The 22,899-nt window shown below is 75.6% G+C and carries 27 protein-coding genes and 1 pseudogene; 22 read left to right on the top strand and 6 right to left on the bottom strand.

Translation table 11 applies throughout. The features are described from left to right. Positions 1-42: 42 nt before the first annotated feature. The 6 genes from rpsK (at position 43) to truA (ending at position 4,342) form a co-directional block, all read left to right on the top strand. Positions 43-450, top strand: coding sequence for a 30S ribosomal protein S11 (rpsK, locus tag FN207_RS00905; RefSeq protein ID WP_012950456.1), 408 nt, complete (start codon positions 43-45; stop codon positions 448-450). Positions 451-485: 35 nt separating this feature from the next. Further along, positions 486-1,112: a 30S ribosomal protein S4 gene (gene rpsD, locus FN207_RS00900; RefSeq protein WP_110905726.1), complete on the top strand. Its 627-nt coding sequence runs from the start codon at positions 486-488 to the stop codon at positions 1,110-1,112. A 147-nt stretch (positions 1,113-1,259) separates the two neighbouring features. Continuing rightward, positions 1,260-2,336 (top strand): DNA-directed RNA polymerase subunit alpha, encoded by a 1,077-nt coding sequence (locus FN207_RS00895; protein WP_110905725.1) that lies wholly within the window; start codon positions 1,260-1,262, stop codon positions 2,334-2,336. A gap of 152 nt (positions 2,337-2,488) precedes the next feature. Then, the gene (gene rplQ / locus FN207_RS27480) at positions 2,489-3,115 is read left to right on the top strand and encodes a 50S ribosomal protein L17 (protein ID WP_142456527.1); all 627 of its coding nucleotides are present in this window, start codon (positions 2,489-2,491) and stop codon (positions 3,113-3,115) included. Continuing rightward, positions 3,112-3,489: a hypothetical protein gene (locus FN207_RS00885; protein ID WP_142456526.1), complete on the top strand. Its 378-nt coding sequence runs from the start codon at positions 3,112-3,114 to the stop codon at positions 3,487-3,489. Before rplQ ends, FN207_RS00885 begins: the two co-directional genes overlap by 4 nt. 76 nt (positions 3,490-3,565) lie before the next feature. Further along, positions 3,566-4,342: a tRNA pseudouridine(38-40) synthase TruA gene (truA, locus tag FN207_RS00880; protein WP_246065657.1), complete on the top strand. Its 777-nt coding sequence runs from the start codon at positions 3,566-3,568 to the stop codon at positions 4,340-4,342. Here the strand turns inward: truA and FN207_RS00875 are convergent. Continuing rightward, on the bottom strand, positions 4,339-5,001 hold the full coding sequence (locus FN207_RS00875) for an SDR family oxidoreductase (RefSeq protein WP_142456524.1): 663 nt from the start codon (positions 4,999-5,001) through the stop codon (positions 4,339-4,341). The two genes, truA and FN207_RS00875, sit on opposite strands and share 4 nt — an antisense overlap. Positions 5,002-5,030: 29 nt before the next feature. Next, positions 5,031-5,621, bottom strand: coding sequence for a molybdenum cofactor guanylyltransferase (mobA, locus tag FN207_RS00870; protein ID WP_142456523.1), 591 nt, complete (start codon positions 5,619-5,621; stop codon positions 5,031-5,033). A 41-nt stretch (positions 5,622-5,662) separates the two neighbouring features. On the opposite strand from mobA, the gene fdhD reads away from it, so the two are divergent. After that, the gene (gene fdhD / locus FN207_RS00865; RefSeq protein ID WP_142456522.1) at positions 5,663-6,499 is read left to right on the top strand and encodes a formate dehydrogenase accessory sulfurtransferase FdhD; all 837 of its coding nucleotides are present in this window, start codon (positions 5,663-5,665) and stop codon (positions 6,497-6,499) included. A gap of 45 nt (positions 6,500-6,544) precedes the next feature. Here fdhD and FN207_RS00860 read toward each other — a convergent pair whose 3' ends face one another. Genes FN207_RS00860 through moeA form a run of 3 tightly spaced genes read right to left on the bottom strand, consistent with a single transcriptional unit; the run spans position 6,545 to position 8,699 of the window. Then, on the bottom strand, positions 6,545-7,042 hold the full coding sequence (locus FN207_RS00860; protein ID WP_142456521.1) for a MogA/MoaB family molybdenum cofactor biosynthesis protein: 498 nt from the start codon (positions 7,040-7,042) through the stop codon (positions 6,545-6,547). Further along, entirely contained in the window at positions 7,039-7,509 is a 471-nt protein-coding gene (gene moaC, locus FN207_RS00855; protein ID WP_110905718.1) for a cyclic pyranopterin monophosphate synthase MoaC, read from the bottom strand. Before moaC ends, FN207_RS00860 begins: the two co-directional genes overlap by 4 nt. After that, on the bottom strand, positions 7,506-8,699 hold the full coding sequence (gene moeA / locus FN207_RS00850) for a molybdopterin molybdotransferase MoeA (RefSeq protein ID WP_142456520.1): 1,194 nt from the start codon (positions 8,697-8,699) through the stop codon (positions 7,506-7,508). Before moeA ends, moaC begins: the two co-directional genes overlap by 4 nt. A 153-nt stretch (positions 8,700-8,852) precedes the next feature. On the opposite strand from moeA, the gene FN207_RS00845 reads away from it, so the two are divergent. The 11 genes from FN207_RS00845 to FN207_RS00795 all read left to right on the top strand — a co-directional run bounded on the left by FN207_RS00845 (position 8,853) and on the right by FN207_RS00795 (position 20,234). Then, positions 8,853-9,353, top strand: a complete 501-nt coding sequence (locus FN207_RS00845) for a beta-class carbonic anhydrase (RefSeq protein ID WP_142456519.1) — start codon at positions 8,853-8,855, stop codon at positions 9,351-9,353. Positions 9,354-9,386: 33 nt separating this feature from the next. Then, positions 9,387-10,595, top strand: coding sequence for a DUF7373 family lipoprotein (locus tag FN207_RS00840; protein WP_142456518.1), 1,209 nt, complete (start codon positions 9,387-9,389; stop codon positions 10,593-10,595). A 217-nt stretch (positions 10,596-10,812) separates the two neighbouring features. Continuing rightward, positions 10,813-11,256: a 50S ribosomal protein L13 gene (gene rplM / locus FN207_RS00835; protein WP_110905714.1), complete on the top strand. Its 444-nt coding sequence runs from the start codon at positions 10,813-10,815 to the stop codon at positions 11,254-11,256. After that, on the top strand, positions 11,253-11,684 hold the full coding sequence (gene rpsI, locus FN207_RS00830) for a 30S ribosomal protein S9 (protein WP_425459837.1): 432 nt from the start codon (positions 11,253-11,255) through the stop codon (positions 11,682-11,684). Before rplM ends, rpsI begins: the two co-directional genes overlap by 4 nt. Positions 11,685-11,695: 11 nt before the next feature. After that, positions 11,696-13,045, top strand: a complete 1,350-nt coding sequence (gene glmM, locus FN207_RS00825; RefSeq protein ID WP_142456517.1) for a phosphoglucosamine mutase — start codon at positions 11,696-11,698, stop codon at positions 13,043-13,045. Positions 13,046-13,115: 70 nt separating this feature from the next. Further along, positions 13,116-13,958, top strand: a complete 843-nt coding sequence (locus FN207_RS00820) for a DUF427 domain-containing protein (RefSeq protein WP_142456516.1) — start codon at positions 13,116-13,118, stop codon at positions 13,956-13,958. An 87-nt stretch (positions 13,959-14,045) separates the two neighbouring features. Continuing rightward, complete coding sequence (gene glmS, locus FN207_RS00815) at positions 14,046-15,920, top strand: glutamine--fructose-6-phosphate transaminase (isomerizing) (RefSeq protein ID WP_142456515.1); 1,875 nt, start codon at positions 14,046-14,048, stop codon at positions 15,918-15,920. A 120-nt stretch (positions 15,921-16,040) separates the two neighbouring features. Beyond that, entirely contained in the window at positions 16,041-16,436 is a 396-nt protein-coding gene (locus tag FN207_RS00810; protein ID WP_142456514.1) for a holo-ACP synthase, read from the top strand. Then, the gene (locus tag FN207_RS00805; RefSeq protein ID WP_142456513.1) at positions 16,433-17,887 is read left to right on the top strand and encodes an NAD(P)H-hydrate dehydratase; all 1,455 of its coding nucleotides are present in this window, start codon (positions 16,433-16,435) and stop codon (positions 17,885-17,887) included. The genes FN207_RS00810 and FN207_RS00805 overlap by 4 nt, the downstream gene beginning before the upstream one ends. Next, positions 17,884-19,014: an alanine racemase gene (gene alr, locus FN207_RS00800; RefSeq protein WP_142456512.1), complete on the top strand. Its 1,131-nt coding sequence runs from the start codon at positions 17,884-17,886 to the stop codon at positions 19,012-19,014. The genes FN207_RS00805 and alr overlap by 4 nt, the downstream gene beginning before the upstream one ends. A gap of 38 nt (positions 19,015-19,052) precedes the next feature. Continuing rightward, on the top strand, positions 19,053-20,234 hold the full coding sequence (locus FN207_RS00795; RefSeq protein WP_246065656.1) for an alpha/beta fold hydrolase: 1,182 nt from the start codon (positions 19,053-19,055) through the stop codon (positions 20,232-20,234). Positions 20,235-20,237: 3 nt separating this feature from the next. Here the strand turns inward: FN207_RS00795 and FN207_RS00790 are convergent. Then, positions 20,238-20,792, bottom strand: a pseudogene (locus FN207_RS00790) (TIGR04222 domain-containing membrane protein); the annotation flags it as partial. 101 nt (positions 20,793-20,893) lie between these two features. Between FN207_RS00790 and FN207_RS00785 the strand changes: the two are divergent. Genes FN207_RS00785 through FN207_RS00770 form a run of 4 tightly spaced genes read left to right on the top strand, consistent with a single transcriptional unit; the run spans position 20,894 to position 22,895 of the window. Further along, positions 20,894-21,526 carry a uracil-DNA glycosylase gene (locus tag FN207_RS00785; protein ID WP_142456509.1) on the top strand — a complete coding sequence of 211 codons (633 nt, stop codon included), beginning with the start codon at positions 20,894-20,896 and terminating at the stop codon, positions 21,524-21,526. Continuing rightward, a complete protein-coding gene (tsaE, locus tag FN207_RS00780; RefSeq protein ID WP_142456508.1) occupies positions 21,523-21,972 on the top strand; it encodes a tRNA (adenosine(37)-N6)-threonylcarbamoyltransferase complex ATPase subunit type 1 TsaE in 450 nt (149 codons plus the stop codon). The genes FN207_RS00785 and tsaE overlap by 4 nt, the downstream gene beginning before the upstream one ends. 12 nt (positions 21,973-21,984) lie before the next feature. Further along, positions 21,985-22,479, top strand: a complete 495-nt coding sequence (locus FN207_RS00775) for a GNAT family N-acetyltransferase (protein WP_142456507.1) — start codon at positions 21,985-21,987, stop codon at positions 22,477-22,479. After that, positions 22,476-22,895: an NUDIX domain-containing protein gene (locus FN207_RS00770; RefSeq protein ID WP_142456506.1), complete on the top strand. Its 420-nt coding sequence runs from the start codon at positions 22,476-22,478 to the stop codon at positions 22,893-22,895. Before FN207_RS00775 ends, FN207_RS00770 begins: the two co-directional genes overlap by 4 nt. The last annotated feature ends 4 nt before the right edge of the window (positions 22,896-22,899 follow it).

Raw genomic sequence — 22,899 nt, 5'->3', positions numbered from 1 at the left:
GCGTGTGTTTCCAGGCCATACGTCAGAAGGAACCGGAGAGACATGCCTCCCAGGGCTCGCGCCGCGGCTGGTGCCAAGAAGGTCCGCCGCAAGGAGAAGAAGAACGTCGCCCACGGCGCCGCGCACATCAAGAGCACGTTCAACAACACGATCGTGTCGATCACCGACCCGACCGGGAACGTCATCAGCTGGGCCTCCGCCGGCCACGTCGGCTTCAAGGGCTCGCGCAAGTCGACGCCGTTCGCTGCGCAGATGGCCGCCGAGAACGCCGCGCGCAAGGCCCAGGAGCACGGCATGCGCAAGGTCGACGTCTTCGTGAAGGGCCCGGGCTCGGGTCGTGAGACCGCGATCCGCTCGCTGCAGGCCACCGGCCTCGAGGTCGGGCAGATCCAGGACGTGACCCCGCAGCCGCACAACGGCTGCCGCCCGAAGAAGCGCCGCCGGGTCTGACCGGCCACTGACGAGAAGAACGAGGAGCACCTGACGTGGCCCGTTACGCCGGAGCCGACTGCCGCCTGTGTCGGCGCGAGAAGATGAAGCTGTTCCTCAAGGGCAGCAAGTGCGAGTCCCCGAAGTGCCCGATCGAGATCCGGCCGTACCCGCCGGGCGAGCACGGCCGGGGCCGCAGCAAGGACAGCGAGTACCTCCTGCAGCTGCGCGAGAAGCAGAAGGCCCGCCGGATCTACGGCGTCCTCGAGAAGCAGTTCCGCGGCTACTACGAGGAGGCCAACCGCAAGACCGGCAAGACCGGTGAGGTCCTGCTGCAGATCCTCGAGTCCCGCCTGGACAACGTCGTGTACCGGGCCGGCTGGGGCGAGAGCCGCGACATGGCCCGCCAGCTGGTCAAGCACGGCCACATCCGGGTCAACGGCCGCAAGGTCGACATCCCGTCCTACCGGGTGAGCGCGAACGACATCGTCGAGGTCGCCGAGAAGTCGCGGCGGATGGTGCCCTTCGAGATCGCCCAGGCCCGCGCCGGCGAGCGCCCCGTGCCGCCGTGGCTCGAGGTCATCAGCGGCCAGCTGCGCGCCGTCGTGCACAGCGTCCCGGCCCGCCAGGTCATCGACACCCCGGTCCAGGAGCAGCTGATCGTCGAGCTCTACTCCAAGTAAGGGCTCGCGGCACCACCGCAGGACAGCACCACCGCAGTGCAGCACCACCCGGCCCCGGCGGGCGGACCGATGTCCGCCGGGGCCTGCACCACCCCCCCTCACGGCGTCATATGGCGGTCGCCGGAGGACCCGAAGGAGAACACCCCCATGCTCATCGCACAGCGTCCGACGCTGACCGAGGAGACCATCTCCGAGCAGCGCTCGCGGTTCGTCATCGAGCCGCTGGAGCCCGGCTTCGGCTACACCCTCGGCAACTCGCTGCGCCGCACCCTCCTGTCGTCGATCCCCGGCGCTGCTGTCACCAGCATCCGCATCGAGGGCACCCTGCACGAGTTCACGACCGTGCCCGGGGTCAAGGAGGACGTCACCGAGATCATCCTGAACCTCAAGGGTCTCGTGGTCAGCTCCGACTCCGACGAGCCGGTGACCATGTACCTGCGCAAGCAGGGCCCCGGTGAGGTCACCGCCGCCGACATCGCGCCCCCGGCCGGTGTCGAGGTGCACAACCCCGACCTGCACATCGCCACCCTCAACGGCAAGGGCCGCCTCGAGATCGAGCTGGTCGTCGAGCGGGGCCGCGGCTACGTCCCGGCGCCGCAGAACAAGCAGCCCGGCCAGGAGATCGGCCGCATCCCGGTCGACTCGATCTACTCGCCGGTCCTCAAGGTCACCTACGCCGTCGAGGCCACCCGCGTCGAGCAGCGCACCGACTTCGACCGCCTCGTGGTCGACGTCGAGACCAAGCCGTCGATCGCCCCGCGCGACGCCATCGCCTCCGCCGGCTCCACGCTGGTCGAGCTGTTCGGCCTGCTGCGCGAGCTCAACGTCGACGCCGAGGGCATCGAGGTCGGCCCCAGCCCGGCCGAGGCCGCCGACATCGCGAACTTCTCGATGCCGATCGAGGACATGGACCTCACCGTCCGGTCCTACAACTGCCTCAAGCGCGAGGGTGTGCACACCGTCGGCGAGCTGGTCACCCGCTCGGAGGCCGACCTGCTCGACATCCGCAACTTCGGGGCCAAGTCGATCGACGAGGTCAAGATGAAGCTGGCGGCCATGGGCCTGGCGCTCAAGGACAGCCCGCCCGGGTTCATCCCGACCTCGGTCGAGAGCTACGACGAGGGCTACGAGACCGACGCCTACCACGGCACCGCCGAGTACGGCACCGAGTACGGGCAGGTCCAGTACGACGACGGCTCCTACCAGGAGACCGAGCAGCTCTGACGCTGCGCCCGCCGGGCGGCGGGGTACCCCGCCGCCCGGCCGGGCCGGTGTCCACGGCACCGGCAGCGCCCGCCACACTGAGAACAGCGACGACAGCACCACCTGGTAGCAGCCGGCGAACGCCCCGTCCGGCCGCCTGAGGAAGGACCGACATGCCCACCCCCACCAAGGGCCCCCGTCTCGGCGGCTCCTCCGCCCACGAGCGGCTGATGCTGGCCAACCTGGCCACGTCGCTGTTCGAGCACGGGCGGATCACCACCACCGAGGCGAAGGCGAAGCGGCTGCGCCCGTACGCCGAGAAGCTCGTCACCTTCGCCAAGCGCGGTGACCTGCACGCCCGCCGGCAGGTCATGACGGTCATCCGGGACAAGGACGTCGTCCACCACCTGTTCGCCGAGATCGGCCCGCGCTACGAGAACCGGCCCGGCGGCTACACCCGCATCACCAAGGTCGGCCCGCGCAAGGGCGACAACGCCCCCATGGCCGTCATCGAGCTCGTCGAGGCTCTGACCGTCGGCCAGCAGGCCGTCGGCGAGGCCGAGCGCGCCCGCGGCACCCGCTTCGCCTCCGGCGCCGGCACGGCGGCCGCCTCCGGTGAGGTCACCGCCGATGCCATCGAGGCCGCCGACGCCGACGAGACCGCGGAGGTCGACGCCGCCGAGGTCGACGCCACCGACGACGCCGTCGCCGACGACGCCGCTGCCGAGGACACCACCGAGGTCGTGGCCGCCGACGCCGAGACCCCGGGTGACACCGAGGACGCGGACGGCACCAAGTGAGTGAGCAGCCGGGCGCGGACGGCAACGCCGGCGCGGCCGGGGTCTCCGCCGGCGGCGGCGACCAGGGCGCGACGTTCGAGGGCGAGACCACCGGGCCCGGCGGCGACACCTCGCCGGCCGTCACCGGGGGGAACGTCGACCCCGAGGCGCAGGAGGTCGTCACCGACCTCTACAACCCCGACGGCGAGCGCCAGGACGACGGGGACGTGACCCCGGAGCCGCGGGCGGAGAACGTGGCCGTGGTCGAGGACCCGGCGCTGTCTCCGGACGTGGCCGCTGCCGCGGCCGCCGAGATCGAGGCCGCCGAACTCGGCGACGCCGCGACCGCGGGCACCCACGCCCCCGGCGGCGAGTCCGCGCCCGACCCGCAGTAGTCCCCTGGACACCCAGCACCACCCCGACGAGCCCGTCCCCGACCCCGGGGGCGGGCTCGTCCGTCTCCGGCTGGCCGTGGCCTACGACGGGACGGACTTCTCCGGCTGGGCCCGCCAGCCGGGTCGGCGCACCGTGCAGCACGAGCTGGAGTCCGCGCTGACCACCGTGCTGCGGACCCCGGTCGCCCTGACCGTGGCCGGCCGGACCGACGCCGGGGTGCACGCGACCGGCCAGGTGGCGCACACCGACGTCCCGCGCGCGGTCTGGGAGGACCAGCGCGAGCGCCTGGTGCGCCGGCTGCGCGGGCTGCTGCCGCCCGACGTCGCCGTCCCCGCCGTCACCGAGGCCCCGCCGGGCTTCGACGCCCGCTTCGGGGCGCTGGCGCGGCACTACGCCTACCGGCTGACCGACAGCGACGCCGGGCCGCCGCCGCTGCGCCGCGCGGACACCGTCGGCTGGCCGCGCCGGATCGACGCGGCCGCCATGGACGCCGCCGCGCGGCTGCTCCTGGGGCAGCACGACTTCGCCGCCTTCTGCCGCCGCCGGGAGGGGGCGACGACGATCCGCGTGCTCCTGGACCTCGGCGTCGAACGGGACGGCGACGTCGTGACCGTCCGGGCGTCGGCCGACGCGTTCTGCCACTCGATGGTGCGCAGCCTCGTCGGCGCGCTGCTCGCCGTCGGGGAGGGCCGCCGGGCGCCCGAGTGGCCGGCGCAGCTGCTCAGCCGTCGCCAGCGGGCCGACGAGGTCGCCGTCGCCCCGCCGGGCGGGCTGGCCCTGCTGCGGGTCGACTACCCGGCCGACGAAGACCTCGCCGCCCGCGCCGAGAGGACCCGGGCGCTGCGCAGCTAGGGCAGGGCCGCCACGGCGTCGGCGATGGGGGTGTCACCGGAGACCAGCTCCACGACCTCGTTCGTCTTCCCGGCGTCGAGGAGGGCGAGCAGCACCGCGGCGACGTCGTCGCGGGGGACCTCGCCGTACTCGACCCCGTGTTCGAGCCGGACGCGGCCGGTGCCGGGCTCGTCGGTCAGCCGTCCCGGCCGCACGATCACGACGTCGAGGGCCGTGCGGGGCAGGATCACGTCCTCGGCGCGCAGCTTGGCCTGCAGGTAGACGGCGAAGACGGGGTCCATGCCCTTCGGTGTCCCCTTCCGGGCCTGCTCGACGCCCATCGAGGACACCAGCAGGTAGGGGCGGACGCCGGCGCGCTCGGCGGCGTCGGCCAGCAGGACGGCGGCGCCGTGGTCGACGGTGTGCTTGCGGGCCTCGCCGCTGTTCGGACCGGCGCCGGCCGCGAAGACGACCGCGTCGGCGCCGCGCACCACCTCGGCGACGTCGTCGACGGAGACGGACTCCAGGTCCAGCAGCGCGGGCGTGACGCCGTCGGCCTCCAGGTCGGGAGTATGGGCGGGGTTGCGGACGATGCCGACCACGGTGTCCCCGCGACCGGTGAGCAGCCGGCCGAGATGGCGGGCGACCTGACCGTGGGCTCCGGCGATGACGACGCGCATGCCTCCGCCCTACCCCTCGTCGGGACCCGTCACCCGCCGGCGGCGGCGCGGGCGCGGGCTAGGTCGGCGGGGGTGTCGCAGTCGGTCCAGGGCGGCGGCGTCCCCGGCTCGCGGGCGGGGGAGTGGCGGGTGACCGACAGCCGGCCCACCACCCGGCGCACCGGCACGGGACCCTCGGTACCGCGCAGGGCGGCGCGCAGCGCCGCCGTGCGCCAGACGCCGAGCAGGTACTGGTCGCGGCCGGCGTCGTCGACCACCAGGACACCGTCGGCCGTGAGCCGCGCCCGCAGGTCGGCGAGCAGGGCGGGCGTCACGAACGGCAGGTCGCCGGCGAGCACCGCGACGACGTCGGAGTCGACGGCGGCCAGCCCCGCGCGCATCGCGGCGACCGGGCCGCCGCCCGGCGGCTGCTCGCGCAGGACGCGGACCCCGGCGGGCACCGGCTGGGGCGGGCCGACGACGACCCGCGGCGCTGCGTCGGCGACCGCGGCGAGCACCGCCTCGAGCATCGTGCGCCCGCCCACCTCGAGCTGCGGCTTCGCCCGCCCGCCGAGCCGGGCGGCGCGGCCACCGGCGAGCACCACCGCCGCGTAGGGCGGGAGCGGGTCCGGTGCGGTCACGGACCGACCGTAGGGGCCGGGCGTGGGTACCGTCCCTCATCGTGGGACGAGTCACCAGCCGCACACCCGTGCTGCGCATCCGCGGACCCGTGCGCACCACCCGGCCCGACACGGTGGCCGCGGAGGAGCCGCTCGAGATCCGCCTGAACGGGGCGCCGCTGGCGGTCACCATGCGGACGCCGGGCGCGGACTTCGACCTCGTGCACGGCTTCCTCGCCACCGAGGGCGTCATCGCCGGCATCGAGGACGTCGCCGGGCTGCGCTACTGCAACAGCGTCGACGACGAGGGCCGCAACACCTACAACGTCGTCGACGTCGACCTGGCGCCGGGCGTGGAGCCGCCGGACACCGCCCTGGACCGCAACTTCCTCACCTCGAGCTCGTGCGGCGTGTGCGGCAAGGCGAGCATCGACGCGATCCGCACGCGCACCCGCCACGACGTCGCCGCCGACGCCACCCGCCTGGAGCTGGCCACCCTGCTGGCGCTGCCCGACCGGCTGCGCGCGGCGCAGGAGGTGTTCACCAAGACCGGCGGGCTGCACGCGGCCGGGCTGTTCACCGCCGACGGCGAGCTCGTGGTGCTGCGCGAGGACGTCGGCCGGCACAACGCCGTGGACAAGGTGATCGGCGACGCGCTGCGCGCCGGCCGGGTGCCGCTGACCGGGCACGTGCTGATGGTGAGCGGGCGGGCGAGCTTCGAGCTCACGCAGAAGGCGGCGATGGCCGGCATCCCGGTGCTCGCGGCGGTGTCGGCGCCGTCGTCGCTGGCGGTGGAGCTGGCCGCCGACGTCGGCATCACGCTCGTCGGCTTCCTGCGCGGCGACGGCTGCAACGTCTACACCCGCCAGGAGCGCCTCGTCCTGGACGAGCAGGCATAGGAAGCTCTGCGCACGTCCTCGGCTCCCGGACGTGGGGAGAGCTTCCTATGCCTCGTGGTCGCCGCCGCGCAGCTGGCTGACCACGTGGGGGAGCAGCGGGCCGAGCACGGCCAGGCCGTCGCGCACCCCGCCGGTCGACCCGGGCAGGTTGACGACGAGCGTCCGCCCCGCGGTGCCGGCGATGCCGCGTGAGAGCACCGACGTGGGGACCTTCCCCTCCCCGTAGCGCCGCACCGCCTCGGCCAGGCCGGGCGCCTCGCGCTCGACCACGGCGCGGGTGGCCTCGGGCGTGACGTCGGTGGGGGACAGGCCGGTGCCGCCGGTGGTGAGGACGACGTCGGCGCCGGACGCCACCGCCTCGCGGAGGACGGCGACCAGCGCGTCGACGTCGTCGGGCCGCACGTGCGGGCCCTCGACGGCAAACCCGAGCTCCTGAAGCCCCGCGGCCAGCGCCTGCCCGCTGCGGTCCTCGTAGACGCCTGCGGAGGCGCGGTTGGACGCGGTGACGACGACGGCGCGGGCGCCGGCCGGCAGCCCGCTCACCGCCGCCACTCGCCGCTCTTGCCCCCGGACTTGGCCAGCAGTCGCACGTCGGTGATCGAGGCCCGCGGGTCGACGGCCTTGACCATGTCGATGACGGTCAGCCCGGCGACGGCGACCGACGTCAGCGCCTCCATCTCCACGCCGGTGCGGTCCGCGGTGCGGGCGGTGGCGGTGATCTCCACGGCGTCGTCGGTGACCTCGACGTCGACGGTGACGCCGTGCAGCGCGATCGGGTGGCACAGCGGGACGAGGTCCGGCGTGCGCTTGGCCCCGGCGATGCCGGCGATCCGGGCGACGGCCACGGCGTCGCCCTTGGGCACGCCCTCGCCGCGCAGCAGCGCCACCACCTCGGGGCTCACCAGGACCCGGCCGGCCGCGGTGGCCTCCCGGGCGGTGACCGGCTTGGCCGAGACGTCGACCATCCGGGCGGCGCCCCTCTCGTCGACGTGCGTCAGGCGTTCACTCACTGCAGGGCTCCCTCGATCAGCACGACGTCGACCGCGGCGCCCGCGGGCAGCTCGGTGACGTCCTCGGGCACGACGACCAGGCAGTTGGCCCGGGCCAGGTGGGCGACCAGGTGCGAGCCCGGCCCGCCGACCTGCGAGACGCGGCCGGCGTCGTAGCGGCCGCGCAGGAACTGCCGCCGCCCGGCGGGGGAGCGCAGCGGCGCGGTGAGCACCGCGGGCGCCCGCAGCCGGTCGGGCGCGGCGTGCCCCAGCGCGCGCCGCAGCGCCGGGCGGACGAAGACCTCGAAGGACACGAACGAGCTGACCGGGTTCCCCGGCAGCGTGACCACGGGGACGCCGTCGACGGTGCCCGCGCCCTGCGGCCCGCCCGGCTGCATGGCGACCTTGCCGAACTCGACGGTGCCCAGGGTCCGGAACGCGTCCTTGACCACCTCGTAGGCGCCCGCGCTCACGCCGCCGCTGGTCACCAGCAGGTCGGCGTCGGCCAGTTCGCTGCGCACCGTGGTGAGGAACTGGTCGACGTCGTCGGGGACGAAGTGCAGCCGTCGGGCGGTGCCGCCGGCGTCCTCCACGGCGGCGCACAGCAGCAGCGAGTTGGACTCGTAGACCTGCCCGGGCAGCAGCGGCTCGCCCGGCTCGACGAGCTCGCTGCCGGTGGAGAGCACCAGCACCCGGGGCCGGCGACGGACCCACAGCGTGCGCGCGCCGACGGCGGCGGCCAGGCCGAGCTGCGCGGCCCCGAGCGGGCTGCCGGCCTCCAGCGCCACCGTCCCGGCGGTGATGTCCTCGCCGGCGCGGCGCAGGTGGGTGCCGGGAGCCGGGGCGTCGCGGATCTCGACGACGTCGGTCGCGGCGTCGGTGAGCTCCACCGGGACGACGACGTCGGCGCCGGGCGGCAGCAGCCCGCCGGTCATGATCCGCTGCACGGTGCCCGCGGCGAGGGGGACGACGCCGGTCCGGCCGGCCGGGATGTCGTCGGCAACCGGCAGCCGGACGGGCAGGCCGGCCAGGTCGGCCGAGCGGGCCGCGTAGCCGTCCATGGCCGAGTTGTCGAAGCCGGGCAGCGGCACGCCGGCCGCGACGTCGCGGGCGAGCACGCGGCCGTGCGCCGCGGCCACCGGCACCTCCTCCTCGCCGAGCGGCGCGAGCAGGGCGGCGACCACCGCCTGGTGTTCCTCGACCGTGCGCACCCGGCCATCCTGTCGGATGGGCCCCGGCCCGGCTGGCGCACCTCCGGGGTCCCGGTGTGGGCGGGGCCGCGGCATAGGAAGCTCTCCCCACGTCCGCACCGGCAGAGCGTGCGGATCGCTTCCCATGCCGCAGACCCGAGAGGAGCCGCGCACGTGGCCGAGTACGAGCGGATGCTGGCCGCCAACGAGCGGTGGGCCCAGGACTTCCAGGGCGGCCTGCCCGTGGCGCCGGCGCGGAAGGTCGCCGTCGTCGCGTGCATGGACTCCCGCATGCCGCTGTTCCCGCTGCTGGGTCTCGCGGTGGGTGACGCGCACGTCATCCGCAACGCCGGCGGGGTCGTCACCGAGGACACGATCCGCTCGCTGACCATCTCCCAGCACGTGCTCGGGACCCGCGAGATCGTGCTGGTCCACCACACCGACTGCGGCCTGCAGAAGACCGACGACGCGTCCTTCGCCGACATGGTCGAGCAGGCCACCGGCGTGCGCCCGCCGTGGCCGGCGCGCACGTTCACCGACGCCGACGAGGACGTCCGCGAGTCGATCCGACTGCTGCAGGAGAGCCCGTTCCTGCTGTCGAAGGACGTCTGCGGCACCGTCTACGACGTCGAGACCGGCCTGCTCCGCCGGGTGGAACCGCACGCGGGTGCGTGACCTGGGCGGACGCCCGAAATAGGCTGCCCGCTCGTGACGGGGACGCGCGGTCGGCGGGCGGGGGCCGCGGCAGCGGCCGTGGCGGCGGTGCTGCTGGCGGGGTGCACCAGCACCGTGAGGGGGACGGCGACGCCGCTGGCCAGCGCCCCGCCCACCACCAGCGAGCCGCCGGCCACGACCACGCCGTCGGACCCGCCGGTCGACGTCACGCCGGCCCCCGAGCCGACCGTGGGCACGCTGCTGGAGTCCCACCGGATCGCCTCGGTCACCTCGCTGGTGCCGGTCACCTTCCCGAGCCGCACCGAGACCTGCTTCCCGTCGGGCCCGTGGAGCGACTCCGGCGCCCTCGACGCCGCCTACTTCGGCAGCGGGACGGCCGGGCCGATCCTCGACCGCTGGGGCTTCGTCACCGCCTGGGGGCAGTGCAACAGCGACCCCGCCGACGGCCGCGGCACGCTGACGATGGTGGCCGAGCTGTCCGACCCCGAGTCGGCCGCGCGGGCCGCCCAGGAGCTCGCCGACGACCAGGCCACCGGCGGGTACGCGCCGGCGCAGGTGCCGGGCCTCGACGGCGCGGTGCTGCTGCAGGAGAACGGGGACGAGGACGTCGTCCAGGCGTTCGTGCCGGTCGGCCGGATGCTGGCCTACGCGTACCACACCGCGGGCTCCGGCCAGGGGCTCGAGGACGTCGGCCGGCTCATGGCCGACCAGGTGCCCCTGCTGCAGACCTTCCAGCCCACCCCGCAGGACCAGGTGCCCTCGCTGCCCACCGACCCGAACGGCCTGCAGCAGCTGACCCTCGACCCGCCGGGGGAGTTCACCGACTTCTCCGGCCCCTACGACCTCGAGGGCTACCTGCGGCTGGCCATCGACCCGTTCCGCGAGCGCGAGCTGCTCACCGCCAACGGGTTCACCGGCTTCTACTCCAAGCAGTCCGAGGAGGCCGACCTCAGCTACGCCGTCGCGCTCTACGCCTTCCCCTCGTCGAGGGAGACCAACACCGTCTACACGACCTTCGCCCAGCTCGAGGACGCCGAGTTCGGCGGCACCCCGTTCTCGCTGCCCTCGATCCCCGACGCCCCGTGCTTCTGGTTCGAGTCGGGGGAGAGCTACTACCAGCGCTGCTACGTCGGCTACGGCAGCCACCTGGCCAGCGTGGACGTCCTCGGCCTCGGGGCCTCCGACGACGTCGCGGCGATGGACCGCCTGCTGCCCGCGCAGCGGGACCTCATCGACGGGTGAAGGACCCCGTCCTCCCCACCCCTCGCAGGCTCGGGGTGGGACCCGGGACGGGGCCGGTCCAGCACGTCACCTGCGGCGGATCCGGCCGACGGACCGGCTGGTATCGTCGTCGGCTGGTGCGCGGCCGCCGGCTGGTGCGCGCGCGCCGTCGGCGTCTCCCGTGCTCGGTGAGGCGATCCCACCAGCCACCCCGACGACGACGGAGGACACGAGCGCCGTGCGCACGTACTCACCCAAGCCCGGCGAGATCGCGCGGGCCTGGCACGTCATCGACGCCACCGACGTGGTGCTCGGTCGACTCGCCAGCCAGGTCGCGACCCTGCTGCGCGGCAAGCACAAGCCCCAGTTCGCCCCCCACGTCGACGTCGGTGACTTCGTCGTCGTCGTGAACGCGAACAAGATCGCGCTGACCGGCTCCAAGCGCGACCAGAAGACCGCCTACCGCCACTCCGGCTACCCGGGCGGCCTGCGCGCCATCAACGTCGGCGACCAGCTGCGCACCCACCCCGACCGCGTCGTCGAGCGCGCCGTCAAGGGCATGCTGCCGCACAACAGCCTCGGTCGGCAGATGATCAAGAAGCTGAAGGTGTACGCGGGGCCGGAGCACCCGCACGCCGCGCAGCTGCCCCAGACCTTCGAGATCAAGCAGGTGGCCCAGTGACCTCCCCCATGACCACGGCCCCGACCGTGACCGACGCCGACGGGCGGCCCGTCCAGACCGTCGGCCGGCGCAAGGAGGCCATCGTCCGCGTGCGGCTCGTGCCGGGCAGCGGGCAGTTCCGCCTCAACGGCCGGACCCTCGAGCAGTACTTCCCCAACAAGGTCCACCAGCAGCTCGTCCGCGAGCCGTTCGTGATCCTGGAGAAGGGCGAGCAGTACGACGTCGTCGGCATCCTCAAGGGTGGCGGCGTCAGCGGTCAGGCCGGCGCCCTGCGCCTGGCGATCGCCCGCGCGCTCGTCGACGTCGAGGCCGACGACCGTCCGGCCCTCAAGAAGGCCGGCTTCCTCACCCGTGACGCGCGCGTCACCGAGCGCAAGAAGTACGGGCTCAAGAAGGCCCGCAAGGCGCCTCAGTACTCGAAGCGCTGACCGGCACCGCCGTGGGTCGCCTCTTCGGGACCGACGGCGTCCGGGGTCGGGCCAATGCCGACCTCACGCCGGAGCTGGCCCTGTCGGTGGCCCGTGCCGCCGCTACCGTGCTCGCCGACCGCGACGGGACCTCGCGTCCCGTCGCGGTCGTCGGCCGTGACCCCCGCGCCAGCGGGGAGATGCTCGAGGCCGCCGTCGTGGCGGGCCTGGCGAGCGCGGGGGCCGAGGTCCTGCGCGTGGGTGTCCTGCCCACCCCGGCCGTCGCGTTCCTCACCGCCGGGACCGGCGCCGACCTCGGCGTCATGATCTCGGCCAGCCACAACCCGATGCCCGACAACGGCATCAAGCTGTTCAGCCGCGGCGGCCACAAGCTGCCCGACGCGGTCGAGGCGGCGATCGAGTCCACCGTCGCCACCTCCCGCCGCAGCACCGACGGCGTCCGGCCCACCGGCGGCGAGATCGGCCGGGTCCGCGACCTGACCGACGGCGCCGCCGACTACGCCGCGCACCTGCTCGCCACGCTGTCGGCGCCGGTGCCCGGGCTGCGCCTCGTCGTCGACTGCGCGCACGGCGCCGCCGCCACCGTCGCCCCCGACGTCTACCGCCGGGCCGGGGCCGAGGTCACCGTCATCGGCGGCGAGCCCGACGGCTGGAACATCAACGACGGCATCGGCTCCACCCACCTGGGCCCGCTGAAGCAGGCCGTCCGGGAGACCGGCGCCGACCTCGGCATCGCCCACGACGGCGACGCCGACCGCTGCCTGGCGGTCACCGCCGACGGCGAGGTCGTCGACGGCGACGCGATCCTCGCCGTGTGCGCGCTCGGCCTCAAGCAGCGCGGCGAGCTGCGGCAGGACACCGTCGTCGCCACGGTGATGAGCAACCTGGGCTTCCACCACACGATGCGCGACGCCGGCATCGCCGTGCAGACCACCGCCGTCGGTGACCGCTACGTGCTCGAGGCGCTGCGCGCCGGCGGGCTGTCCCTCGGCGGGGAGCAGAGCGGCCACCTGGTCTTCCTCGACCACGCCACCACCGGCGACGGGACGCTCACCGGGCTGTCGCTGCTGTCCCGGATGGCCGCCACCGGCGCCTCGCTGGCCGAGCTGGCCTCGGTGGTGCAGCGGCTGCCCCAGACGCTGGTCAACGTGCCGGTCCGCGACCGGATCCGGGTCGTGGAGAGCGACGCGGTCGCCGGTGCGGTCAACGCCGCCGAGGCCGAACTCGGCGACGAGGGCCGGGTGCTGCTGCGCCCGTCGGGCACCGAGCAGCTGGTGCGGGTGATGGTCGAGGCGCCCACGCAGGAGCTCGCCGACGGCATCGCCCAGCGCCTGGCCGCGGTCGTCGCCGCCGTCGACTGAGCCCTGCGGCCCTGGACCGGGGCGGTGCCCCGGTCCAGGCTGTGCCCCACCGTCGAGGTGGGAGGACGCCGTGACCGTGCGGATGCGGGACCTGGTGGGCGGGGCGCTCGACCAGCTGCGGTACGAGCCGACGGCCAAGCGGGTGCGCGCCGAGGCCGACGGCGCGGTCCTCGCGCAGAGCGAGCGGGCGCTGCTGGTCTGGGAGCCCCGCCGCGTGGTGCCGGCGTACGCCGTGCCGGTCGAGGACCTCGCCGCGGGGGTCACCGCGCCTCCGGTGCCGGCGGCTCCCGACGCGCCCGACGGCACCGGCTTCGCCATCCCGGACGTGACGGCGCTGCGCGTGCTCGACCCGCGGGTCCCCTTCGCCGCGCACAGCACTCCCGGTGATCCGGTCGGCGTGCGGGTGCCCGGCAGCGACCGCGTCGTCGAGGGCTTCTGCCCGGCCGACCCGGCGCTGGCCGGCCACGTCGTCCTGGACTTCGCCGGCCCCGACGCCTGGTACGAGGAGGACGAGCGACTCCACGGCCACCCGCGCGACCCGTTCCACCGGATCGACGTCCGGGCCGCGTCGCGGCACGTCGAGGTGTCCTCGGGCGGGCGGCTGCTCGCGGCGTCCGCACGGCCGCTGCTGGTGTTCGAGACGCTGCTGCCCGTCCGCTGGTACCTGCCCGCCGAGGACGTCACCGCACCCCTGGTGCCCAGCGGCACGCGTACCGAGTGCGCCTACAAGGGCGAGGCGAGCTACTGGTCGGTCCAGACGCCCGACGGGCTGGTCCGCGACGCCGTGTGGGGCTACCCGGACCCGCTGCCCGACGCCGCGCAGCTGCGCGACCTGCTGTGCTTCTTCGACGAGCGCGTCGACGTCGTGGTCGACGGCGTGCCCCGTCCGCGGCCCGTCACGCCCTGGTCCTGAGCGTCTCCTGGGGCGGGTGGTGCCCGTCGGTCGCGACACACGTCGAGAGGACGGATCGGTCCGCCTCCGCCGGTATCCTCGGTCCACATGTGCGGCATCGTGGGTTACGTCGGTCCCCAGAACGCCCTGGACGTCGTCCTGGAGGGCCTGCGCCGACTCGAGTACCGCGGATACGACTCCGCGGGTGTCGCCGTCCGGGTGGGCGGCGCCGACTCGGGTGAGCTGACCTCGGCCAAGAAGGCGGGCAAGCTGGCCAACCTGGAGAAGGCCCTCGCCGACTCCCCGCTGCCCGAGGCGACGCTGGGCATCGGCCACACCCGGTGGGCCACCCACGGCGGCCCGACCGACCGCAACGCCCACCCGCACCTGTCCGCCGACGGCCGGGTCGCCGTCATCCACAACGGCATCATCGAGAACTTCGCCGCGCTGCGGGCCGAGTGCGAGGCCTCCGGCATCGAGATGGCGTCGGAGACCGACACGGAGGTCGTCGCCCACCTGCTGGCGGCCGCCTACGCCGAGCAGCCGGAGGGCCCCGGCCGCTTCGCCGACGCGATGCGCGCGGTCAGCCGCCGGCTGGAGGGGGCCTTCACCCTCGTCGCGGCGCACGCCGACCAGCCCGACACGCTCGTCGCCTCCCGCCGCAACAGCCCGCTGGTGGTCGGCGTCGGCGACGGCGAGTACTTCCTCGGCTCCGACGTCGCGGCGTTCATCGCCCACACCCGCGAGGCGCGCGAGCTCGGCCAGGACCAGGTCGTGGAGATCGACCGCACCCGCGGCCTGACCGTCACCGACTTCGACGGCGCCCCGGCCGAGCCGGTCGCCTACACCGTCGACTGGGACGCCGCCGCCGCCGAGAAGGGCGGCCACGACTGGTTCATGCTCAAGGAGATCGCCGAGCAGCCGCAGGCGGTGGCCGACACCCTGCTCGGCCGCCTCGGCGACGACGGCGAACTCCTCCTCGACGAGGTGCGGCTGTCGGACCAGGAGCTGCGCGACATCGACAAGATCTTCGTCGTCTCCTGCGGCACCTCGTTCCACGCCGGGCTGATCGCCAAGTACGCCATCGAGCACTGGACCCGCATCCCGGTCGAGGTCGAGGTGGCCAGCGAATTCCGCTACCGCGACCCGGTCCTCGACCGTTCCACGCTGGTCGTCGTCATCAGCCAGTCCGGCGAGACGATGGACACGCTCATGGCGCTACGGCACGCCCGCGACCAGAAGGCCCGCACGCTGGCCATCTGCAACGTCAACGGGTCCACGATCCCGCGCGAGTCCGACGCCGTGCTCTACACGCACGCCGGCCCGGAGATCGCCGTCGCCTCGACCAAGAGCTTCCTGGCGCAGATCGTCGCCTGCTACCTCGTCGGGCTGTTCCTCGCCCAGGTCCGCGGCATCAAGTACACCGACGAGGTCGCCGCGATCGTCCACGAGCTGCAGAAGCTGCCCGAGGCCGTCGGGCAGGTGCTCACCCAGATGGAGCCGGTGCGCGAGCTCGGCCGGTCGCTGGCCGACTCCGACACGATCCTGTTCCTCGGCCGCCACGTGGGCTTCCCGGTGGCGCTCGAGGGCGCCCTCAAGCTCAAGGAGCTCGCCTACATCCACGCCGAGGGCTTCGCCGCCGGCGAGCTCAAGCACGGCCCGATCGCGGTCATCGACCAGGGCACGCCGGTCGTCGTCATCGCGCCGTCGCCGCGCGGGCGCAGCCTGCTGCACGGCAAGGTCGTGTCCAACATCCAGGAGATCCGGGCCCGCGGGGCGCGCACGATCGTCATCGCCGAGGAGGGCGACGAGGACGTCGTCCCCTACGCCGACCACCTGATCCGGGTGCCGCGGACGCCGACCCTGCTCGCCCCCGTCGTCACCACGGTGCCGCTGCAGATCCTCGCCTGCGAGATCGCCGACACCCGCGGGTTCGACGTCGACCAGCCGCGCAACCTGGCCAAGAGCGTCACCGTCGAGTAGCCGGCAGCACGATCAGGTGACCTGATCGTGCTGCGTCCGGGCTTCCCGTCGGCAGTGAGCCAGGACGCGCGGTGGTGAGCCAGGACGGCGGGCTGCGCGGCCGCACGGCAGACTGGCCGGGTGATCGTGGGGGTCGGGATCGACGTCGTCCCCGTGGCCCGGTTCGCCGAGTCGCTCGAGCGCACCCCGGGACTGCGCGACCGGCTGTTCACCGCCGAGGAGCAGACGACGCCGTCCGGCGGCGCCCGCACCGCGGAGTCGCTGGCCGCGCGGTTCGCCGCCAAGGAGGCCGTCGCCAAGGCGCTCGGCGCACCCGGCGCGCTGCGCTGGCACGACTGCGAGGTGACCGTCGGCGAGCACGGCCGCCCGCACCTCGCGGTGCGCGGGAGCGTGGCGCGGCGGGCCGCGGACCTCGGCATTACGAGCTGGCACCTCTCGCTCAGCCACGACGGCGGCATCGCCTCGGCGGTGGTGGTCGCGGAGGGCGGCACCGCCGAGGGCAGGAGCAACCGGTGATCGGGCTGTCCACGGTCGCGGAGGTCCGCGCCGCCGAGGACGTGCTCCTGGCCCGCACGCCGGAGGGCGCGCTCATGCAGCGCGCGGCCACCGGCCTGGCCACGGTCTGCCTGCGGCTGCTCGGCCGGGCGCACGGCGCGCGGGTCACCGCGCTCGTCGGTGCCGGCAACAACGGCGGCGACGCGCTGTTCGCCGGCGCGCACCTCGCCGGCCGCGGCGCCCGGGTGACCGCCGTCCTGCTCGACCCCGGCCGCGCCCACGCCGCCGGGCTCGCCGCGCTGCGCCGCGCCGGCGGGCGGGTGGCCGGCCCCGGGGACCCTGACGGCCTCGACCGCGCCGACCTCGTCCTCGACGGCATCCTCGGCATCGGCGGCCGCGGCGGGCTGCGCCCCGAGGCGGCGCGGCTGGCCGGGCGCGCGGCCTCCGGCCCCGGAATCGGGGTCGCCGTCGACGTCCCGAGCGGGGTCGACGCCGACACCGGCGCGGTCGAGGGCGCCGCGTTCCCCGCCGTCCACACCGTCACCTTCGGCGCGGTGAAGCCCGGGCTGGTCGTGGGGGAGGGGCGCGCGCACGCCGGCACCGTGCACCTGGTCGACATCGGCCTGGGCCCGCACCTGGCGCGCCCTCGGGCGTTCCAGCTGACCGACGACGACGTCGCCGCGCACCTCGAGCCGCCCGGCGAGGGCGACGACAAGTACTCCCGCGGGGTCGTCGGCATCGTCGCGGGCTCGGCGACCTACCCGGGCGCCGCCGTGCTGTGCACCGGGGCCGCGCTGCGCACCCGGCCGGGGCTGGTCCGCTACGCCGGGACCGCCGCCGACGGCGTGCGCGCCTCCTGGCCCGAGGCCATCGTCACCGACGCCCGCCCCGGCGACGCCGGCCGCGTGCAGGCCTGGGTGGTCGGCCCCGGGATGGGTACCGACGACGACGCCCGCAGCGTGCTGGCCGAGGTGCTGGCCACCGACCTCCCCGTGGTGGTCGACGCCGACGCGCTGACCCTGGCCGCCCGGGAGCCGGAGCTCGTGCGGCGGCGCAGCGCACCCACCGTCCTCACCCCGCACGACCGCGAGTTCGAGCGCTTCGGCGTCGAGGTGGGCGCCGACCGCATCGGCAGCGCCCGGCGGCTGGCCGCCGACCTGGGCGCCGTCGTGCTGCTCAAGGGCAACGCCACCGTCGTCGCCGGTCCTGACGGGACGGCGTTCGTCAACGCGACCGGCACCACGGAGCTGGCCAGCGCCGGCACCGGCGACGTCCTGTCCGGGATCCTGGGCGCCCTGCTCGCCACCGGCACGCCGCCCGCGGAGACCGCCGCGGCGGCGGCGCACCTGCACGGCCGCGCCGGCCAGGTCGCCTCCGAGCGGGGGCCGCTGGTCGCCGGGGACCTGGTGCGGCGGCTCTCCGAGACGGTGGGCCGGGTCCGTGGCGCCCGCCTGGGAGACTCGGGGGCGTGAGAGAACCCCGGGCCGAGGTGGTCGTCGACCTCGACGCCATCGCGGCGAACACCGCCGTGCTCCGCGAGCGGGTCGGCCGGCCGCTCATGGCGGTGGTCAAGGCCGACGGCTACGGACACGGGCTGGTGCCCGCCGCCCGCGCCGTCCTCGCCGGCGGCGCCGACGCCCTCGGGGTCGCCGTCCTCGAGGAGGCGCTCGCGCTGCGCGCTGCCGGGGTGACGGCGCCACTGCTGGCCTGGCTGCACACGCCGGGTACCGACTTCGCCCCCGCGCTGGCGGCCGACGTCGAGGTGTCGGTCAACGCGGAGTGGGGCCTGGCCGAGGTCGTCGCCGCCGCCCGCTCCACCGGCCGGACCGCGCGGCTGCACCTGTTCGCCGACACGGGCCTCTCCCGCGAGGGCGCCACTGCCGCCGACTGGCCGGGCCTGGTCGCCGCGGCCGCCCGCGCGCAGGCCGACGGCGAGGTCGAGGTGGTCGGGCTGTGGAGCCACATGGCCTACGCCGACGCCCCCACCCACCCGACGATCGGCGCGCAGGTGCGGGTCTTCGACGAGGCGGTGGGGCTCGCCCGCGGCGCCGGGCTGCGCGGCCGCCGGCACCTGGCCAACTCCGCGGCCACCGTGGCGCTGCCCGACACCTGGTACGACATGGTCCGCCCCGGCATCGCCCTCTACGGCCTCGACCCGCTCGGCGGCGACCCCGGCGTGCACGGGCTGACGCCGGCGATGACCGTGCGCGCGCGGGTGGCGCTGACCAAGCGGGTGCCCGCCGGCGCCGGCGTCTCCTACGGCCACACCTACACGACCGCCACCGACACCACGCTCGCGCTGGTGCCGGTCGGGTACGCCGACGGCGTGCCCCGGGCGGCGGGCAACCGCGCACCGGTGCTGGCCGGCGGCGCGCAGCGGACCATCGCCGGGCGCGTGTGCATGGACCAGTTCGTCCTCGACGTCGGCGACGCGGCCGTGGCGCCGGGCGACGAGGTGGTCCTCTGGGGCCCGGGTAGCCGGGGCGAGCCGACCGCGCAGCAGTGGGCCGACGCGGTCGACACCATCCACTACGAGCTGGTGACCCGGGTCGGCGGGCGCTTCACGCGCCGCCACGTCGGGTCCGCGGGGGCGGTCTGATGGCACGGGGCAGGGGACCGGGACCGGCGCGCCCGGGCGTGGCCGCGGCGCTGGAGGGCGCGCTCGAGCGACACCCGGCGGTCGGGATCGCCGGCGCCGTCGTCGGCCTGGCGGCGGCCACCACCGCCGTCGGCGTGGCCGTGGCGCGGATCGCCACCCGGCGGGTGCGGGCTGAGCGGCTCAGTCCGACCGGCGCGCTGCCCGAGGGCGCCACCGACGCCGAGCTGCGCGAGGACGACCCGCTCGGTGCCGCCTCCCGCCGGGCCGACCGAACCGCCCTGGTGCAGGCCGACGACGGCGTCCTGCTGGCGGTCGAGGAGGTCGGCCCGCTCGACGCGCCGCTGACCGTCGTCTTCGTGCACGGCTACACGCTGTCGATGGCGTCGTGGACCTACCAGCGGCGCTCGCTGGGCGCGGAGCTGGCCACCGCCAACGGGCACCGGCCCGCGGCCCGGCTGGTGTTCTACGACCACCGCGGCCACGGCTCCTCCACCCGCGGGCCGGCCGAGCACTCGACGATCGAGCAGCTCGCCCGCGACCTCGCCGCCGTGCTCGAGGCGCGGGTCCCCGAGGGGCCGGTCGTCCTCGTCGGGCACTCGATGGGCGGCATGACGGTCATGGGCCTGGCCGACGTCGCCCCGGAGCTGTTCGGCACCAAGGTCGTCGGCGCCGCGCTGGTGTCGACGTCGAGCGGCAACCTGGCCGACCTCAGCTTCGGCATGCCCGAGTTCCTCACCCGCGTGCGCGCCGCGGTCCTGCCGATCGCCGCGTTCACCATGCGCCGCCGGCCGGTGTTCGCCGAGCGCACCCGCCGGCTCGCTGCCGACGTCGTCTCCGCGGCCACCTGGTCCCTGTCGTTCGCCTCCACCGACGTCGACCCGCGGCTGGGCCGCTACGTGGACTCCATGATCGGCGGCACCCCGGTCGACGTGATCGCGGAGTTCTACCCGGCGCTCGCCGGCCTCGACCAGACCGGCGCCCTGCAGCCGCTGCGGCGCGTCCCCACGCTGGTGCTCACCGGCGACGAGGACAAGATGATCCCCGAGGAGCACAGCGACACCCTCGTGGAGCTGCTCGGCGGCGAGGGGCCGACCGTCGAGTACGTCGTCGTCCCGCACGCCGGGCACCTGGTGACGCTGGAGCGGCCCGAGGAGGTCACCCGCGCGCTGGCGGGCCTGCTGCGGCGGGTCGCCGCCGCGACCGCGCGCGTGCGCGACTGAGGCTCAGGGCCGGGCGTCGACCGACCGGCCCAGCAGCGAGTCGCGCGTCCGCTGGGCGACCTCGGCGCCGTCGGCGAAGGACAGCACCCACGGCGAGACGCCGCTGTCGGGGAGCACCGGCCGGCGCGGCGGCGCCAGGACCGCCGCGCGCAGCGCCGGGTCGGTGAGCCGCGCCGGACCCAGCAGCGCGGCGTGCAGGACGGGCCCGACGTCGGCGGCCCGGGCGCGCTCGAGCACCCGGCGCCCCGCCGAGGTGGGGCCGAGGAAGCGGCCCAGCAGGCGCTCGGCGCGCAGCCGCCGGACGATCCCGGCGATCCGCGCGTCGGCCTCGGCCCGCCAGTGCACCGTCTCCACCGAGCGCCGGCCCCGGGCGCCGACGGCGTCGAGGACCGCGGCCTCGACCGGGTGGCGGCGGCGTGGCTCGACCACCTGCAGCTCCCCGGGGGCGACCGCGCGGACCCGGCCGGTGACCAGCAGCGCCACCAGCGCGGTGTCCACCACCCGGTGCGGGCCGCCCGCCAGGCAGGCGACGTCGTACACGTCCGGCTGCGTCATGGCGGCTCCTCCCGGTGGCGGGGTCCCTAGTCAACGGTGACAGGCGGGCGCGGCCGAGGGAAGCCCGCAGGCCGCCTGCGAACCGGCCGCCGTAGGGTCGGCGCGTGGCCGCTCCCCGTCCGCCCCGGTTCGACGCCGCAGCGGAGGAGGTGGCCCGCACCGCCGCCGCGGCCACCGACTGGCCCGCGCTCGCCGCGGCCGCCACCCCGTGCGTGGCCTGTCCCGAGCTGGCCGCCACCCGGCAGCACGTCGTCGTCGGCGATCCTCCGCGGCACGGCCGGGCGCGGTTCGCGCTGGTCGGGGAGGCGCCCGGCGCGACCGAGGACGACACCGGCCGGCCCTTCGTCGGCAAGTCGGGGCAGTTGCTGGACCTGCTGCTCGCCGAGGCCGGCCTCGACCGCGCCGACGCCGCCGTGCTCAACATCGTGAAGTGCCGGCCGCCGGGCAACCGCACGCCGAAGACGCCGGAGGTGGCCCGCTGCAGCGGCTGGCTGCGCCGCCAGCTCGAGCTGCTCGACCCGCCCGTCGTCGTCGCGCTCGGGCTGTCGTCGGCCAAGTGGTTCCTCGGGCCGCGCACGAAGCTCGCCGAGGCGCGCGGGCGGCCGCACGACGTCGGCGGCCGGGCGGTCTGGGCCACCTACCACCCGTCGGCGGCCATCCGCTTCGGCCCGTCGGGGGCGCCGCGCGCCGGGCTGCTGGAGGACCTGACGTCGGTGGCGCGGAGCCTGGCGTCGTGAGGCGCGAGCACGTGCTGCCCACGGTGGACGACACCCGGGCGCTGGGTGCCGCGCTGGCCGGCGTCGTCGCGCCGGGGGACCTCGTCGTCCTCACCGGCCCGCTGGGTGCCGGCAAGACGGCGCTGACCCAGGGCCTCGGCGCGGCCCTCGGCGTGGGCGAGCCGGTCACCTCGCCGACGTTCGTCATCGCCCGCGTGCACCGCGGCGGGCGGCTGCCGCTCGTGCACGTCGACGCCTACCGGCTCGGCAGCGTCGCCGACGTCGACGACCTCGACCTCGACGCCTCGACCGAGGAGTCGGTGACCGTGGTCGAGTGGGGTGCCGGGCTGGTCGAGCGGCTGGCCGACGAGCACCTGGAGGTGCGGCTCGACCGCCGCGACGACGACGTCCGCACCGCCGTGCTCCTGCCGCACGGGCCGGGCTGGACGGCCCGGCTCGACGGCTGAGCCGTGGTGCGCGTGGCGGTCGTGCACCTCTCCGGGCCGGTGTTCGCAGCGCTCGCCGACGGCGACCTCGCCGCCGCGTCCGCCGTCGCGCCGGTGCCGCTGCCGCCCGGCTTCGCCGACCCCGGCTGGGCGGCGGTCTGGGGGATGCGGGCCGCCCAGGTGGCCGCCGACCCGGCGGTCGCCGCCTGGGTCACCGGCGCCGTCCGGGACCTCGACAGCGGCCTGGTGGTCGGCCGCGCCGGCTTCCACGGCCCGCCCGACCGCGGGATGGTCGAGATCGGCTACGCCGTGCTGCCGGAGCACCGGCGCCGCGGCTACGCCCGCGCCGCTCTCGCCGCGCTGCTCGACCGGTCGCACCGGGAGCCGGACGTGCGGGTGGTGCGCCTGTCGATCGCGCCGCACAACACGGCCTCGCAGGCGGTGGCGCGGCCGTTCGGCTTCCGGGTCGTTGGGGAGCAGGTCGACGAGGTCGACGGCCCCGAGGTCGTGTACGAGCGGGACGCGTGAGCGCGCACGACGTCGTCGCGGGCGTGCTGGTCCGGGGCGACCGGGTCCTGCTCGGCCACCGGTCGCCGTCGCGCCGCTGGTATCCCGACGTGTGGGACTTCCCGGGCGGGCACGTCGAGCCGGGGGAGGACGGGCCGGCCGCGCTGGCCCGGGAGCTGCGCGAGGAGGTGGGCGTGACGCCGCGGGAGGCCGATCCGGTGCTCGCGGTCCGCGACGGCGACGTCCACCTCGTCCTGTACGCCGTGCGCGCCTGGGACGGCGAACCGCGGAACCTGCAGCCGCACGAGCACGACGAGCTGCGCTGGTTCGCGGCCGCGGAGGTGCGCGGCCTGCGTCTGGCGCACCCGTCCTACGCCGACGTCGTGCAGCGGCTGGTCGGGCCGGGCGCGGCGGAGGACCGCGCGGCACCGGACTAACCTG

This window comes from Geodermatophilus aquaeductus, from assembly GCF_900182545.1.
Lineage (GTDB): Bacteria > Actinomycetota > Actinomycetes > Mycobacteriales > Geodermatophilaceae > Geodermatophilus > Geodermatophilus aquaeductus.
This window is presented reverse-complemented; position numbering and strand designations above follow the sequence as displayed.

What these genes read in the sequence shown, in the direction of transcription:
- glmS (WP_142456515.1), top strand. Translation starts at nt 14,046, where the DNA reads ATGTGCGGCATCGTGGGTTACGTCGGTCCCCAGAACGCCCTGGACGTC.
- FN207_RS00875 (WP_142456524.1), bottom strand. Translation starts at nt 5,001, where the DNA reads ATGCGCGTCGTCATCGCCGGAGCCCACGGTCAGGTCGCCCGCCATCTC.
- rpsK (WP_012950456.1), top strand. Translation starts at nt 43, where the DNA reads ATGCCTCCCAGGGCTCGCGCCGCGGCTGGTGCCAAGAAGGTCCGCCGC.
- rplQ (WP_142456527.1), top strand. Translation starts at nt 2,489, where the DNA reads ATGCCCACCCCCACCAAGGGCCCCCGTCTCGGCGGCTCCTCCGCCCAC.
- FN207_RS00895 (WP_110905725.1), top strand. Translation starts at nt 1,260, where the DNA reads ATGCTCATCGCACAGCGTCCGACGCTGACCGAGGAGACCATCTCCGAG.